We start from the raw sequence: 15759 nt of genomic DNA on the forward strand, positions 1-15759 counted from the left end.
AATAAAAATCCTAATAAATACTCATAGAAAAAAATGAACTTTTCCAACAATTTATTGTTACATACTATTATTTATAGAATAAAAAATTTATATTTGATGAAATTATAACTAGTTATTTTCTGTTTTCTATCCTATGAGTTAAGGTAAATATTTTGAGTCCTATGAAAGCCTTACAACTGACTGGTAATGGAGCAATTGTCCATTATAGGTTGATATTCCTATGTTTGTTCATTATATCCGCAAGCCAAGTGAGCGCGCAAACCATATCATTAAAAAACCCTTCTTTAGAAGGCACAGCGGGATTAGAAAAAGCAGCACCTCCCGAATGGTCTATCGTTGAAGAAACTCCTGATATACAGCCAGGTGTGTATGGAATTACAATGTCCGCATCAGCTGGTAATACATATGTAGGTATGGTCGCAACTACTTACATTCAGGAGGGTATTACCCAATTATTATCACACCCGCTCGATTCGGGCAAGAGCTACTCGTTGTCATTTGATCTGGCATACGCAGCTAATTATTCGTGGGCTATTACGTATGGCGGTTTTGCCATTTATGGTGGCAATGAATTTGGCAAGCGGGAGGAATTGTTATGGATTTCGGACAATTTTACACATACTGACTGGAAGCAGTACCAGGCGGTATTTACGCCGTCCCAAGCTTATAACTATATCATATTCAGTGCGTATAAACAACCCGGCGATTCGATTAAAAATATTGCCGGGGTATTAGTAGATAACTTCTCGTCTATCAGAGAAGTGATACAGCTGGCTTTGTCTTCAGAGAATTCATGTAATGGTGCGAATGGTGTGGCTGTGGCAAAGGTGATGAACGCTGATGACGATTATTCCTATTTATGGAGTACAGGCGATACGTCCAGTAAAGTAGTGGGCTTGAAAAATGGCGTGTATCAGGTAACAGTGAGGGGGTTACGTAAAAAGACCACTACTTATGGAAAGGTAAAAGTAAAGGCGTCAGAACTGTCGGGTACAGTGAACCTGACTCCACTGAGTTGCAATGGTGCTAAAAACGGAATTATACATGTGGCGGCCAGAGGGGGCATATTGCCTTATGCCTATTACCTGAATGATGCTGAAACAGCAAGGGCGGATTCTATATTTGCCCAACTGTCTGCAGGGAAGTATGAGGTAAAGGTAATGGATGCGGGTGGCTGTACGGCAGTGATAGACAAGATCAATTTGCAGGAGCCCGAGGCCCTTGTTGTTACGAAATTGGATGTTACGCCAGAGACCTGTGCCGGTGCGCAGGATAGTAGGTTGGTGATCGGGGCTAAAGGAGGGGTGGTTCCCTACAAATATAGCGTACCAGGCTATGCGAGGTTCCAATCCGACAGTGTCTTTACAAAATTGTCACCAGGTCATTATGTGTATTCCGTGGTAGACAAGCATCAGTGTGAGGTAACAGGTGACATTGAGATCAATAAAGACGGTAGGGGATGTAGCGTGTTTGTACCCACAGCTTTCAGTCCGAATGGGGATGGAGTGAATGATGTGTTTAGGGCAGTGGTACATGATTACATCACAAATTTTAGCATGGTGATATTCAACCGCTGGGGACAGCGGCTCTTTGAGAGCCGGAACCCGGATATTGGCTGGAATGGCACCTTTAAAGATATTTACCTGGACCCTGGAGGATACCTGTATGTCGTGACTTACACAGATAGCAAAGGTCAGGACAGGAAGCACCAGGGTACGTTGGTACTGGTGCGTTGACCTCTTTTTTCGTCTTAATGACTAAAATACAATTTGTATGTTATACTGCAATTTGGTTACTTCGCAGCATTAATATGGGGATAACCTTATAGTTTGCCAATAGCCCAAAATTTTACCAATATTTTATTGATACCTGTTATGCCTATGTTGGTTGCGAATGTTCGTATTAATATTCAATCCCTTTATTGAAGATACAGGTAAAACAACCTGATTGAGCATATTCCACATCTTCATTCTCACTTCCTTCACATATCCTAACCCTATCTGTATAAATTTTACTGGCAGTACACCGCGACTGCAGCCAATGATGCCGTAAATGGCAGCACGGTCAATGTGGTTGCGACAGACCTGGCAGACACTGAAACTGTAGTTGATTTCATAGTATAGGGTTAGTAAGTAAAACAGGAATGAAGCCCCCGGATGATTCTTCATCCTGGGGCTTCATTTTGATGTTGTTCCCATACCCAATGCCTGCACATGTAAGCGCTGGAAGTAAACCCTGCTAACCGGGAAGAGCACGGTCTGCCTAAAGACCGGCATTTAGAATTAGGATGTGAAAGAAAAATAATACTTAAGTATAGCTAGACTTGTAGGTAATACAGAATTGTTCAAACTGCACTTTATTTTATCAACGATCAGATAAACAGTGAGATAACGGGAAGATTTCTGCAGAAATCACGGTATGTATTTAGTTGTAGTCACCGGTATCCGGTGGGAATCGTATATATATCCTATGGTGTGTCTATAGATGCAGCAGGATAAGGAAATGGCGTGAAAATGATGCTGGATAAGGGACTCTGCAATATCCCATTAAAGTGGGATGGAAATAAACGAATGGCAAAAATAATAAAAGAATAATTTCTCGTTAACCAAGGGTTAACAAAATCGTATCGAGTAATGCATTAATATTGCATAACAAACATTGCAAGGGTAGCCCCAGCTACTTGATCTGAAACAAAAGAATTCGGTAACTGGGGTTAACAAACAATGGATGAAAGACCGGCTTTCCATTCATGGTTGGCCGTTTTTTTTTGCCCTAAACTCTCCCGATCAAAAAGAGGCCCCCCAGAGGAGGGCCCTGCAATACACACTCAAAAGGTTTGGTCAAACCAGGTTTTCCAATGTAAATTCTTATACCGCTATTGAAAGTTGTGGCCGATAATTCTTTAAGGAATTCTGGATCTGTTGTACAGGTACATGCCATGTCTTAAATCCCGGATAGGTATCTGAGGTAACCGCTTTGCTTGCAAATAGCACATCTGGCTTACGTCCCATACCTCCCAGATGAAAGTATTGCATGCCTGCAGTTTTGCCTAGCCCACCTGCTTCTGCCAATAACAAGTGCAATGGTGCATGTTGTAAGTATTGCTCATGTGTAGCGGCCAGATGCAACTGCATCATGTCATTACAAAACGTGAGTAATACCCCTGCTGTCAATTGCGTACCCCGACATGCCAGTAATAATGCGCTTTCAAATCCACTTGGTCTGAGTATCTGTCTGAACCATGCTTTATCAAAATGAGCGCTTCCTGATTGCAGGTGCATACTATTTCTGTAATAAATGTCTGCAAATGTATCCACGTCGTGAATCGACGTCGCCTGCCTTACCGTATATCCCTTCCGCCGGAGTAGTGACACATTATTGCCGAAGTTTTCGCCATAATTTGCTTCCTGCATAACGGGAGAAAGTGACAGGTCTATCAGCAGGCTATCGGCATGCCGTTGCAGGCGCCCTGTGCGCAACGGCTTAAAGGTCGCGTGAATGAGGGGATGCAGCAGGATACTCGACTCTGAGATCTGCTGTTCTTTGAGGAACTGTAAAAACGCAATTTCAAATCGTTCCTGTAAGCCATTGTCCAGCACCGCAAAATTCCGGCTGGCCAGCGGACCTGCAAACCCACTGATGGACTTGGTACCATCAGTTCTGCTATTTATTACCACAGGCATCGCGATATAGTCATCACGTTCTTCATAGACCAATAAAACAGGTTCGCCCGGAAATGTACTGTGATAGTGCCAGGTATGGTTAAAGTCAAATGTGTGGGCGTTTCGGATGTAACGATCCCACCGGGTATTGTCATAAATGGACACAGTAATAAAAGACATATTCTCTACTAGTTTTTCAATAAAGCATGTAAAAAAATCACTAAGCAAAAGCAACGATTACGCCATTAAATGGGGTAAAAATTATGAGTTTTATTAAATGGCTGGTTCTGGGCAAATCGAACACCTGGCGGAACACAACAGTATGGTACTGTTTTTGTAAAACAGCCCTTTAGATAAAAAATAATTTTACTATCCCTATGAGAAACCAACTGGAGAGGAGTAATTCCCCAATCATGAAATCACCAAAAAACATAAGGTGAGAATACAATCCTCCAATCATTTTTCCACCTAAGTGACCCATAAAGACTCAAGGTCTATGCCATTATAGTAATTATCTGTGAATCAATTACATAATGTAATTCTCACAACCATGCTGGCTCCAATATATTGGAGTTATCCAACTGCGTGTCCAAAATGTTGGAGTCTTGCCTGCTCGTGACCGGTCACGAGCAGGCCAATCTGTTAACGAAAGCTGGGAATATGGACTTATTCGGGTTGTTAGAATGGTTGGTTCCCAGGGAAACCACGGGTACACAACCGGATCATGATGCTGTGAAAGGGATTAATAGTGAAGCGGAATTGATGGCGTTTATACAGTCTGTACTCAGACCGTATTTACAAACTATTTCGATTTTGATCGGCATGGCCGATGCAGACGGTGTGATCACCAGCTGGTGGTTACATGCTGACAATACTTTTGTGTTTCCGGGTTTTCCGGATAAGGTCCTTCCTATGTATCTATCCAGCCGTACCTCCAATATTTTGGAGGTGCATACCCCGGATCGTAGAGATGCTTTCCAGACCACTTTATTTAAAAATGGTATAAAAGAGGCCCTGATACAGCCATTACACTATCAGGATAAAAATTTAGGATTTCTTTGTTTACTTTCTCAGACCAGCCATACATTTTCATCCGCCCTGCAATCTGTCGTTAACAGATCTGCAGGGTTATTCGCCGCTGCATGTCTGCAGGTATTACTGTTACAACTTGCAGAAGAATACCGGCAAAAGGCGACCGGGGCGTTGCCACTGGCCGTGAATAATTCAGGGATGATAGGCGGGAAGGCGTTACAACCTGCTTTACATTTAGTATCTCAGGTTGCGCCTACAAGTGCGACGGTATTGTTAACCGGCGAAACAGGTACAGGAAAGGAGTTATTTGCTGCTGCCATTCACAACGCTTCGCCGAGGAAAAACAATATGATGATAAAAGTCAATTGTGCTGCATTACCGCCACAACTGATCGAATCAGAATTATTCGGTCATGAAAAAGGTGCATTTACAGGTGCATTGCAACGCCGGATCGGTAAGTTTGAACTCGCTGATAAAAGCACTTTATTTTTAGATGAAATAGGAGAGTTGCCACTGGAATTGCAGGCGAAATTATTACGCGCCTTGCAGGAAAAAGAAATAGAGCGGCTGGGCGGCAACAACATCATCAAAGTAGATGTTCGCATTGTCGCCGCCACCAACAAAAATCTTGAAGATGAAGTGGCGAACGGCAGGTTTAGGGAAGATCTATATTATCGTTTGTGTGTATTCCCTATTCACCTACCACCACTCCGTGAGCGGAAAGATGACATCCCTGTTTTGCTCCAGCACTTTGCCGGCAGTGCTGCCCTGCGATATGGGAAAAAAATCAGGGGCATTAACCCTGCCAGTATAGCAGCACTGGTCAGTTACCGGTGGCCGGGCAATATCCGGGAACTGGAAAACCTGGTAGAGCGGGCGGTCATTACCTCCACTGATCTATATATTATGATCACACCGCCACATAGCAGACAGGTGGCGGCATCGTCAGATACTTCACCCCCCGCTTCCACATTGGCAGAAAGAGAAAAAGCAGCAATCATCCAGGTCTTGCAACAATGCAATGGTAAGATCAGAGGCCCGCAGGGCGCAGCAGCAATGCTGGATATTAAACCCACTACCCTGGAGGCCAGGATGAAAAAACTGGGTATTGTGAAAAAGCATGTATTACGATAGGTGTCATCTCATAGCGCCAGCGTAACCGATGGCAAACTTCACGAGCGCGTTTGGGCCTGACAACTGTAATTTCTTGGTGATATTATGCCGATGATTATCGACGGTCCTGACACTAATGCATTTATAAGATGCAATGTCCCTGCTGCTCATACCTCTGGCTATCATGCTTAGTATTTTAGCCTCCGTTTTACTCAACCTGTCATTGATGGCGAGTGTGCTTACCTCTGGTAGCATCACATTTTCCCTGATATAATTTCGCGTATCCCTGATGTGATGAAACCTGCTGATACGTGAGTGGATACTTTTGAGTAATTCCTCGCCGGTAAAAGGGGCTACGAGATAATCATCTGCACCGAGGTTCATGCCTTTGCGCATATTAGCGGGCATATTCGGACGGGAAAAGAGAATAAAAGGTATAGGCTTCAGCACTGAATCATTTCTGAGTGTAATCAGGAACTGATACCCTGTGGCGTCCTGGACGATAGCATCGCAGAGAATGAGGTCGGGGTGATGTTGATGAGCCAGTCCTATACCTTCCGTAATGGAACTGGTATTGAGAATCGTGTATTGCTCCGTAAGCAATTGCCGGATTTTCCGGGCCATGCCTGCATCGGCGGTAACTAAGAGTATTCGCTGGGTAGCGTAATTAAGCCCAGGGTCGTTGTTAGGTGCGTTCATGGTATATGGTTTTTCCCATACGGTTGATATGAGAATAATCAATCGTTGTTGAATCTAATTAATGGTTTAGGATCGGAATAGAATAATAACAATCTTAGGGAGGCTTTACAGAAAAGATATGGGGTTTTTTGAGTGCGAGACCTCTGTAAAGATATTGAAAAAATTTTAAGAAAAACGCTTCTGCGGTGAGCAGAAGCGTTTGCTATAAATGAGATATAATGCATTATAAGCGGCAGTCAACCAGATTTCGGTCAATGCAGGCTTTGGTATCGAAGATAACGCCATTGTTGCGTTTGTACTTTTTGAAATCGAAAGTTAAAAACTCTTTGTGTGCAACGGCTATGATAATACCATCATAGATTTCATTTTCATTCAATGAAGTAACAATGTCAAGACCATATTCATGTTTTACTTCTTCCGGATCTGCCCATGGATCATAGATCGTCACATCCAGACCGAAGTCAATTAATTCATGATAGATATCCACTACCCTGGTATTGCGTACGTCCGGACAATTTTCCTTGAACGTAATACCCATGATCAGAATTTTTGACCCCTTGATCTTATGATCTTTTTCGATCATAAGTTTTACTATCTTGTTGGCTACAAAGTGCCCCATATGGTCATTCACCCTGCGGCCGGAAAGGATGACCTGCGGGTGATAACCGAGAGCTTCTGCTTTGTGCGCCAGGTAGTAAGGATCCACCCCAATGCAGTGACCACCCACCAATCCTGGTTTATATTTTAAGAAATTCCATTTTGTACCGGCAGCTTCTATTACATCGTTGGTATCGATACCTACTTTGTCAAAGATGAGGGCCAGTTCATTTACAAATGAAATGTTGATGTCGCGCTGTGCATTCTCAATGGCTTTCGAAGCTTCTGCTACTTTGATGCTGGGAGCTTTGTGGGTACCAGCGGTAATAATGCTTGCGTACAATGCATCTACATAACCAGCTATTTCAGGGGTAGAACCACTGGTGACTTTACGGATTTTTGTAAGGGTGTTAACTTTGTCACCCGGATTGATCCTTTCCGGAGAATAGCCTGCGAAGAAATCTTTGTTGAATACAAGACCAGAGGTTTTTTCCAGTACAGGTACGCAATCTTCTTCTGTACAGCCGGGGTATACTGTAGATTCATAGATGATTACATCGCCAGCTTTCAAAATACTGCCAAGCATGGAAGATGCACTGAGAAGTGGCTTGAGATCGGGGGATTTAAATTCATCAATGGGGGTAGGGACTGTGACAATAAAGACATTGTATTGTGACAAATCTTTTTTGTCGGAAGAAAATGTGAGTCCTTTGGGCGCACCTTCTTTTTTTCGGTCCTGGATCACCTGCTTTAATTCATCCAGGTTGGCTTCTTTGGTTCTGTCCTGTCCTTTGCTTAATTCCTTTACACGATCTGAATTGATGTCAAAGCCCAGTACGGGGTACTTTTTCGCGAATTCTATGGCAAGGGGTAAGCCGACATAGCCGAGGCCAATGATGGCGATGCGGCTGTTTTCTGGTACGTGTTGCTGTACAACGGGCTGCATAATTGAAGTAAGGATTAAATAATTAGATAGATTGTGGTACTATTTGTATTGTATTATTTTTGAATGCATAAGTTTCCAGCAATTTCACCAGTTTTTTATCTTTCGCAATTGATTTAATTGCCTGCAGATGCTTGCTATGATGCAAATCAGTCCCGATAAAGTCAATCAATTTATTTTCAATCAGCCATTCCGCAGCTTTCTGAATATGCCTGCCGTAGTACCCGGTCAGGGAGAGCAGGTTTACCTGCAGATGACAGCCTCTTTGCTTGAATACCTTGTATTCTTCCAGTTGCGTATGGTAGTAATTATACCTTTCAGGGTGTGCCATTACCGGGCGATAGCCCTGTGCGGCGAGTTCAAATAGCCATTGATGCAATTGGGGGGGAGCGCTCATAAATGAGATTTCCACCAGCACCAGCTCACCATCCAGTGTCATGAGCGGAGCCTTCATCAGGTCTTCAAAAAATTCATCCATGTAGTATTCTGCTGCATGGTGAAACTGCACCGGGATATTTTTTTCAGCCAGTGCATTTTTTACTTGTTGGTAAGGTTCACTCAGGGTTTCGGCCGAGTTTGGATAACGATCCATCATACAGTGTGGGGTCGTTATCACGTGCTGAATACCGAGTGAATGTAAGGTTTCAATAAATTCAATGGACGTGTCGAGGTCTTGCGAACCGTCGTCCACGGCAGGTAACAGATGTGAATGAATATCAGTGCCAATACCTGCCAGGAAAGGCAGGATCGTCTCGACATTTTCAGATTTTTTACGGAAGAAAAACATAATGGTAAATTATTCCTCAAAGTTCAGGCCGGAGATTATTTCCTCCAGGTATTGTTGGTCTGTTTCGTCAAAATGTGACAGGTGTTCGCTATCTACATCCAGTACGCCGATCACTTCGCCCTGGCGGATGATGGGTAATACGATTTCGGATCGCGAGAGACTTGAGCAGGCAATATGCCCAGGGAATTTTTCAACGTCAGGAACAATGAGGGTAACGGACTGTGCCCAGCTGGCGCCACATACGCCACGTCCTTTTTTAATGCGGGTGCAGGCTACAGGACCCTGGAAGGGGCCAAGGACCAGTTCATCTCCTTTTACCAGGTAAAATCCAATCCAAAACCAGTTAAATTGTTCTTTCAGGGCAGCTACTGTATTAGCGAGGTTCGCCACGAGATCGGGTTCACCATCGATCAGTGCCTTGATTTGCGGAATGATAGATTGGTATTGGGCTACCTTGTCTCCTTGTACAATGCTTAAATCTTCTGCCATAAGGTGCAAATATACGGTAAACCGGGGATATGAGCCAGACCAGCCACTACCGTACTTAAAAGATAAAATGAACAAATAATTTGTCGTATATTCAGGGCGTATTTTTAGCCTGACAGCCCGTTCTTCCTTTAACGGTGCACCTATTGAAAAACCCCACGCAAACAAAACCTTTAAAAGACTTCAAACATGAAAACCATTCATTCGCCGCCACAAGCATAATGCTTGTCATTCAGCATTCAAATTGCCAGTTGTTTATAATGCCAACCGGGTTTTAGTATATTTGTTACGATTATGGAAGCACAGGTAATTCTAGTTAACGAACAGGATGAAGTGACGGGGGTAATGGAGAAGATGGAAGCCCATCGGAAAGGACTATTACATAGGGCGTTTTCTGTATTTATCAGGAACGATGCCGGAGACATGCTGTTACATCAGCGTGCACTTGATAAGTATCATTCAGGTGGATTATGGACCAATGCATGCTGTAGCCATCCTATGCCAGGAGAAACGGTTACACAGGCTGCCCACAGACGATTAACAGAAGAAATGGGTTTTGACTGCCCGTTGTCCGAATTGTTTCAGTTTACCTACCGTACAGATTTTGATAATGGCCTGATTGAGCATGAGTATGACCATGTACTCATGGGGACATATAACGGTACAATTAACCCGAACCCGCAGGAAGTCAACGACCATCGGTTTATTTCCATTGAAACAATAACCCGGTTGTTGCAGGAACAACCCGCACAGTTTACCAGCTGGTTTAAGCTGGCTTTTCCAAAAGTTATTGAGCATCTGGGCAAATAAGGTTGTCAAAATGCAGTAAGAGAGCAAGGGAGCCGTCATTATTAATGACTGCACCGGGAACTCTTTTTCCTGAATGTTTGAGGGTTTGATCATCCGGCGCCTCCGGAAGGTCGGGCCCTTCCTCATTTCTACGCCCTTAATTGCCGCAGATGCATGTACCCACTCAAAATCCTTTTTTTTATGCCAACGATCATTATGCCACGGATAGTTTATCCGTTCCCCTCATTTATTAACCAGCATGTAGAAGCTGCACACGCCCAGAACCTGGCCTTTGTTACTCAGTTCGGTCTTGTCAATTCGCCTGAAGGCATTGCTAAATTTAATAAAGCACGCTTTGCATGGCTGGCAGCAAGGGCTTTCCCGTATGCAGACCTCCATGAGCTTTGTGTGATCGCCAACTTTAATACCTGGCTTTTTATGCTCGACGACCAGTGCGATGAAGCACAACTGGGTAAAAAAGCGGTATACCTGGAGAGCGTGACGGACAGTTTTATGCAAATCTTACGTAATAATACGCCAGTGGATAGTATCCTCGGCCGCAGTTTTGCAGATATCTGGAACCGCATGCAGGCATTAGGTTCTCCGGGCTGGCAATTAAGGTTTATCAGGAGTATGGAAGAGTACTTTACTTCCTGCCATTGGGAGGCCGGTAACCGCGCCGCCAATGTTACGCCAACTGTAGCAGAATACGTGACCATGCGCCCTTATACCGGCGCACTGTTTGCAGATGTGGAGGCCATTGAAATCATCGAAAAAGTTTACCTCCCTTCTGAAATTCTGCAACATTTTATCGTGCAGAGATTGGTTTTAGCTTGTAATAATATTGTATGCTGGAGCAACGACATTTTCTCCTGCGCCAAGGAAGCAAAACAGGGTGATGTGCACAATCTCGTGCTTGTATTACGCCATGAACGACAGTTATCTCTGCAGGAAGCTGTAGATGAAACTGCACGTATGCACAATGAAGAGGTGAAACTGTTCACCGCACTCGAAAAACTGGTGCCGTCTTTTGGAGAAGTAATGGATAAGGAACTGGAAAGGTTTATTATGATCCTGCGGTCGTGGATCACCGCAAATTATGACTGGAGTTTTTATGATACCGGAAGGTACCAGGTAAGAGAGGTTGAAATCGCGCATTAGTTGCAGGAAAAGGCTGATCCATCACGATCAGCCTTTTCTTAATCTTCTTTCCAATAGTTTTCCGATCCACCAGAAAGACGCCGCCAGTATGGCGAAAAAGAGTCCTTTGTGGGTACGGTCCCATAGGTATTCAAAATAACGTGTATACATATCCAGTAGTAGGAATAACACAGCCATATCCCTGACCATAGGATCATGTTTTTTGATGCCCCAAAGCAGCGATCCCACACACAGGATCGTAAATGCAATCACCCACCATAGTAGGTGTATCTGCCTTACCTGCTGCCATTCTTCCCAGTTGGCCGTATTCCCGAAAATTGAAATCAACCACCCCGAAAGCAATAACAATAACCATGCTCCTGTCCAGGTGATATCCTCAATCCGTTTGTAATGTTTATTTTTATAAAAAGCGGCATGGATCAACATCATCAACCCTGCCAGCAGCACCAGCCGGCAAGGTAGGTTCATCCCCCAGAAATAAGGCTGTCCATGACTTAGAAAATAAGTGAGTTTTACATACGCAGGTATGAGACAGAGAAGGGTCGCAGACCACAACAACCGACTTGACAACACCACGCCGAGTGCTCCATAACAGGCCGTAGCGGCCAGCCAAAACACACCGTAGTTTCCATTGAGATAATTAAATGACTTGCCTAAATAAACAACGCTGACTCCTATACTCAGTATTGGCAATAGCCAGAATAATTCCCTGTTGAGTGAGTACACCGGATAGCGTTGTTGCCTGCGGTAACCGTGGATGCAAAGGAACAAAGTGAGTAGTGCAAAGCCCGCAGAGATAAAACCATCATCCAGCGAGAACTTCAGTCTGAGTACTTCAATCCATTTTTCATCCAGCACCAGTGCACCGAAAGCCATAAGGGCACATGAAATAGCAGCGATAAAAATATACAGGGTAATCGCCTGCCAGTCCGCTGTTCGGATGTGCCAGGTACCCCGCAGGTTTTGTGCCTGGTCAGGGGTAATGAGGGAATCGTTTTCCCACTGTGAAATGGCTCTTTCAAGCAGATGGGCGTCTTTTTTGTCAACTTCCAGCATATGGGGTAAATATAATATAAAATGAAAAGCCTGCATTAATTCCGTATATTTTCCTTTCTTTGCCCAGTTATAAATTTCCCTAAGGCCAATTAAACAGCTTAGTTGTAATGAAGCATTTACAGCAACTCGATTATATCGTCTTTCTGATTTATTTTGTGATAGTAGCAGGTTACGGCTACTGGATCTACAATCGCAAGAAGTCTGCCATGGCGAGTTCCAAAGACTTCTTTTTGGCAGAAGGGTCATTGACATGGTGGGCTATCGGGGCTTCACTGATCGCGTCCAATATCAGTGCAGAGCACTTTATCGGGATGTCCGGTTCAGGGTTTGCTCTGGGATTGGCAATATCCACGTATGAGTGGATGAGTGCAGCCACGCTCATTATTGTCGCCGTGTTTTTTATACCCGTGTACCTGAAGAACAGGATTTACACCATGCCACAGTTTTTATTACAGCGGTACAATTCCACGGTGAGTACCATTATGGCGGTGTTCTGGTTGCTGGTGTATGTGTTTGTCAATCTAACTTCTATTATTTATTTAGGCGCACTGGCCATCTCTGCGATATCCGGGATCGATTTTTACTGGTGTATTTTCGGACTGGCACTATTCGCCGTAGTCGTGACTTTGGGCGGTATGAAGGTGATCGGCTATACGGATGTGATACAGGTGATCGTACTGATCGTGGGTGGTCTGGCTACGACCTATCTGGCCCTGCACATGGTGAGCAGACATTTTGGATATGGTGATGATATCTTCAAAGGACTGAGCTTAATAAAAGAAAAAGCGGATACGCATTTTCACATGATCTTCCCTTCCACACACCCGTATTATAAAGATCTGCCAGGATTGTCCGTGCTGATAGGAGGGATGTGGGTGAATAATTTGAACTACTGGGGATGTAACCAGTATATTATACAGCGTACGCTGGGTGCAGATCTGAAAACAGCACGCAGCGGTATCCTGTTTGCAGCATTCCTGAAATTACTGATTCCTGTCATTGCGGTACTGCCGGGTATTGCAGCATATGTATTATACCAGAATGGGGTATTTGGTCCAGAACTGCATGATGCGGCAGGTGCATTAAAACCGGATCAGGCGTATCCTACATTATTGAATTTATTACCGGCAGGTCTGAAAGGACTGGCATTTGCCGCGCTCACTGCCGCTGTAGTAGCGTCTCTGGCTGGTAAAGCAAATAGTATTTCTACCATCTTCTCACTGGATATCTATCATAAGTTCTTCAAAAAAGATGCGACGGAGAAAGAACTGGTAAAAGTAGGCCGTTATGTAGTAGTTGTTGCCATGCTCATAGCTGCGGTGGTAGCACCTGCACTGCGTACGCTGGATCAGGCATACCAGTTTATACAGGAGTATGTAGGTTTCATTGCACCGGGTGTACTGGCCATCTTCCTCTTAGGGTTGTACTGGAAAAGGACAACTACAAGAGCAGCCATGGCAGGTGCCTTGCTCACAATTCCATTATCCGCTGTGCTCAAGTTCCTGCCGGTATGGACAGGCGGGGCTTTCCCGGATTTTCCTTTTTTGGATAGAATGAGTATTGTGTTTGGGTTGCTGGTGGTGATTATGCTGGTATTGACCTACACAGAAGAAAAAAGTAAGTATCAGCAGCCGGTGATAATAGTGGATAGAAAAATGTATAAGGCGTCACCGGCATTTGTGGTGGGGTCCGTTATTATAATGGGTATCCTCACAGCCTTGTATACTGTTTTCTGGTAAAACTATTCTTAAGAACTTCATGTTGTTCCGGATTTCAAGAAGCTTTAAAAAATCCCGTTTTGCCTTCGGCAAAACGGGATTTTTTTTGCAAAAAAGCACAAAACACCCTCAAAATCACCCAAAATCATTTGTTGAAATCGATTGTAATTTGTAAATTCAGATTGTCAAGTCTGATTCCACTCTTTTACTTAAATCTACACGTATGAAAGCACATGATTTCTCCGGTGAGGAATTGCACCCACTGCAGAGCATAGAACAATGGGAAGATGATGTACTACTGCGCTACCCGGATGCCGGTGAACCAGCCAAAGCCAAAGAAGAGTTTCGTAATTATGAAAACCCTGGCAGAGATACTGTTCGGGATTTTTACCGCCTTAATCATACCTATCAGACTTATGAGTTTGTGCAGCAGAAGAGGGCCGATTTCCTCCGTTTCAACAGAAAAGAAATGCCTGTATGGGGCGCCATGGAATTCCTGAACACTTTAGTGGACGATTCCGATCCTGACATTGACCTCGACCAGCTGCAACACCTGTTACAAACTGCAGAGGCCATCCGTGCAGACGGTCACCCCGACTGGTTTGTGCTCACTGGTTTTATTCATGACATGGGTAAAGTATTGTGCCTGTTCGGCGAAGCCCAATGGGCGGTAGTAGGAGATACCTTTCCTGTAGGATGCGCCTTCTCTGATAAGATTGTCTATCCGGAATTTTTCGCCCTCAACCCTGATACGAGAGACGACCGTTATAATTCCAAATATGGTATTTACAGCCCACACTGCGGTCTGGATAATGTATCCATGAGCTGGGGCCACGATGAATACCTGTACCAGATGACGAAGAATTACCTGCCGGAACCAGCCCTGTACATGATCCGTTATCACTCATTCTATTCCCAACACAGGGAACATGCCTACGAGCACCTGATGACCAATCATGATAAAGAAATGTTTGAATGGGTGAAGAAATTCAATCCATATGATCTGTATAGCAAGAGTCCCAAACCACCGATTATTTCCGAATTAAAGCCTTACTATGAGGATTTGATTGCGAAGTACCTGCCAGCGACTATTCGCCTGTAAATAAGGGTTGGAATAAAGATATCGCCTTACATAAATAAGACTCAGAATAAAAATACATGCCGCCTGTAAAAAGGCCGGATAAAATAAAAGCGGCCGTTTCAGAAATGAAACAGCCGTTTTTTATTCAGACAACTAATGGAAAAAAAATCTTTATTGAGGTGGTTAATCATTTAGTAGGCCCCCTCCCAATTCGGGAGGGGCTACTTTGAATACATCTTTTTTGTCGTGTGTGGGTTTGCTTCAATGGCGAAAGACCGCTTATTTTATGCCTGATTTTTGTTTGGCTACCAGCAAAAGATCAAATTCTTCGGCTCTCGCCTGGTACGCACTCACCAATGCCTGTCCATCTTTCAGTAATGCCTGTTGATACCGTTGCAGGGAATCATATGCTTTCTGAGCATCCGGCATACTGATAACTAATTGTTGCATATTTACAGAGGCAATTTTCGCCTGTGCAAATGAAGTAGAAGAAAAAATGAGCAACAGGATTACGGGCGTAAAAATTTTGCGCATAGGCTTTGTTTGGTTAGATAAGGATAGCGAAACAACGTCTTCATTAGCAATCCATTCGGATCAAAACTGCAGTGACAGTTGATCCGCTACCGTGATAGTGC

At 44.0% G+C, this 15759-nt stretch carries 14 protein-coding genes; 6 read left to right on the forward strand and 8 right to left on the reverse strand.

Features of this window, described 5'->3' with window-relative positions; genetic code table 11:
• Nucleotides 1-248 precede the first annotated feature (248 nt).
• Nucleotides 249-1736, forward strand: a complete 1488-nt coding sequence (locus SIO70_RS18385) for a gliding motility-associated C-terminal domain-containing protein (protein WP_320573073.1) — start codon at nt 249-251, stop codon at nt 1734-1736.
• 123 nt (nt 1737-1859) lie between these two features.
• Here SIO70_RS18385 and SIO70_RS18390 read toward each other — a convergent pair whose 3' ends face one another.
• Together SIO70_RS18390 and SIO70_RS18395 are read right to left on the reverse strand one after the other, a co-directional pair.
• The gene (locus SIO70_RS18390; protein ID WP_320573074.1) at nt 1860-2168 is read right to left on the reverse strand and encodes a hypothetical protein; all 309 of its coding nucleotides are present in this window, start codon (nt 2166-2168) and stop codon (nt 1860-1862) included.
• A 699-nt stretch (nt 2169-2867) separates the two neighbouring features.
• Nucleotides 2868-3842 (reverse strand): GNAT family N-acetyltransferase, encoded by a 975-nt coding sequence (locus SIO70_RS18395; RefSeq protein WP_320573076.1) that lies wholly within the window; start codon nt 3840-3842, stop codon nt 2868-2870.
• 414 nt (nt 3843-4256) lie between these two features.
• Here SIO70_RS18395 and SIO70_RS18400 point away from each other — a divergent pair, with 414 nt between their 5' ends.
• Entirely contained in the window at nt 4257-5828 is a 1572-nt protein-coding gene (locus SIO70_RS18400) for a sigma-54 interaction domain-containing protein (protein WP_320573078.1), read from the forward strand.
• A 3-nt stretch (nt 5829-5831) separates the two neighbouring features.
• Here SIO70_RS18400 and SIO70_RS18405 read toward each other — a convergent pair whose 3' ends face one another.
• The 4 genes from SIO70_RS18405 to SIO70_RS18420 all read right to left on the reverse strand — a co-directional run bounded on the left by SIO70_RS18405 (nt 5832) and on the right by SIO70_RS18420 (nt 9322).
• Complete coding sequence (locus SIO70_RS18405) at nt 5832-6506, reverse strand: response regulator transcription factor (RefSeq protein WP_320573080.1); 675 nt, start codon at nt 6504-6506, stop codon at nt 5832-5834.
• A gap of 223 nt (nt 6507-6729) precedes the next feature.
• Nucleotides 6730-8049: a nucleotide sugar dehydrogenase gene (locus SIO70_RS18410; protein WP_320573082.1), complete on the reverse strand. Its 1320-nt coding sequence runs from the start codon at nt 8047-8049 to the stop codon at nt 6730-6732.
• 22 nt (nt 8050-8071) lie between these two features.
• Nucleotides 8072-8833 (reverse strand): tyrosine-protein phosphatase, encoded by a 762-nt coding sequence (locus SIO70_RS18415; RefSeq protein ID WP_320573084.1) that lies wholly within the window; start codon nt 8831-8833, stop codon nt 8072-8074.
• 9 nt (nt 8834-8842) lie between these two features.
• A complete protein-coding gene (locus SIO70_RS18420) occupies nt 8843-9322 on the reverse strand; it encodes a GAF domain-containing protein (protein WP_320573086.1) in 480 nt (159 codons plus the stop codon).
• 291 nt (nt 9323-9613) lie between these two features.
• Here SIO70_RS18420 and idi point away from each other — a divergent pair, with 291 nt between their 5' ends.
• Together idi and SIO70_RS18430 are read left to right on the forward strand one after the other, a co-directional pair.
• The gene (gene idi / locus SIO70_RS18425; RefSeq protein WP_320573088.1) at nt 9614-10129 is read left to right on the forward strand and encodes an isopentenyl-diphosphate Delta-isomerase; all 516 of its coding nucleotides are present in this window, start codon (nt 9614-9616) and stop codon (nt 10127-10129) included.
• Between the two features lie 180 nt (nt 10130-10309).
• Nucleotides 10310-11269, forward strand: a complete 960-nt coding sequence (locus SIO70_RS18430; protein ID WP_320573090.1) for a (-)-gamma-cadinene synthase — start codon at nt 10310-10312, stop codon at nt 11267-11269.
• 27 nt (nt 11270-11296) lie between these two features.
• On the opposite strand, the gene SIO70_RS18435 is transcribed toward SIO70_RS18430, so the two are convergent.
• Nucleotides 11297-12325 carry a hypothetical protein gene (locus tag SIO70_RS18435; RefSeq protein ID WP_320573092.1) on the reverse strand — a complete coding sequence of 343 codons (1029 nt, stop codon included), beginning with the start codon at nt 12323-12325 and terminating at the stop codon, nt 11297-11299.
• Between the two features lie 107 nt (nt 12326-12432).
• Between SIO70_RS18435 and SIO70_RS18440 the strand changes: the two genes are divergently transcribed.
• Together SIO70_RS18440 and SIO70_RS18445 are read left to right on the forward strand one after the other, a co-directional pair.
• Entirely contained in the window at nt 12433-14064 is a 1632-nt protein-coding gene (locus SIO70_RS18440) for a sodium/sugar symporter (RefSeq protein ID WP_320573093.1), read from the forward strand.
• Between the two features lie 202 nt (nt 14065-14266).
• Entirely contained in the window at nt 14267-15145 is an 879-nt protein-coding gene (locus tag SIO70_RS18445) for an inositol oxygenase family protein (protein ID WP_320573095.1), read from the forward strand.
• Between the two features lie 258 nt (nt 15146-15403).
• Here the strand turns inward: SIO70_RS18445 and SIO70_RS18450 are convergent, their stop codons facing one another.
• Nucleotides 15404-15658 (reverse strand): hypothetical protein, encoded by a 255-nt coding sequence (locus SIO70_RS18450; protein WP_320573097.1) that lies wholly within the window; start codon nt 15656-15658, stop codon nt 15404-15406.
• Nucleotides 15659-15759 lie beyond the last annotated feature (101 nt).

The organism is Chitinophaga sancti, assembly GCF_034087045.1.
Lineage (GTDB): Bacteria > Bacteroidota > Bacteroidia > Chitinophagales > Chitinophagaceae > Chitinophaga > Chitinophaga sancti_B.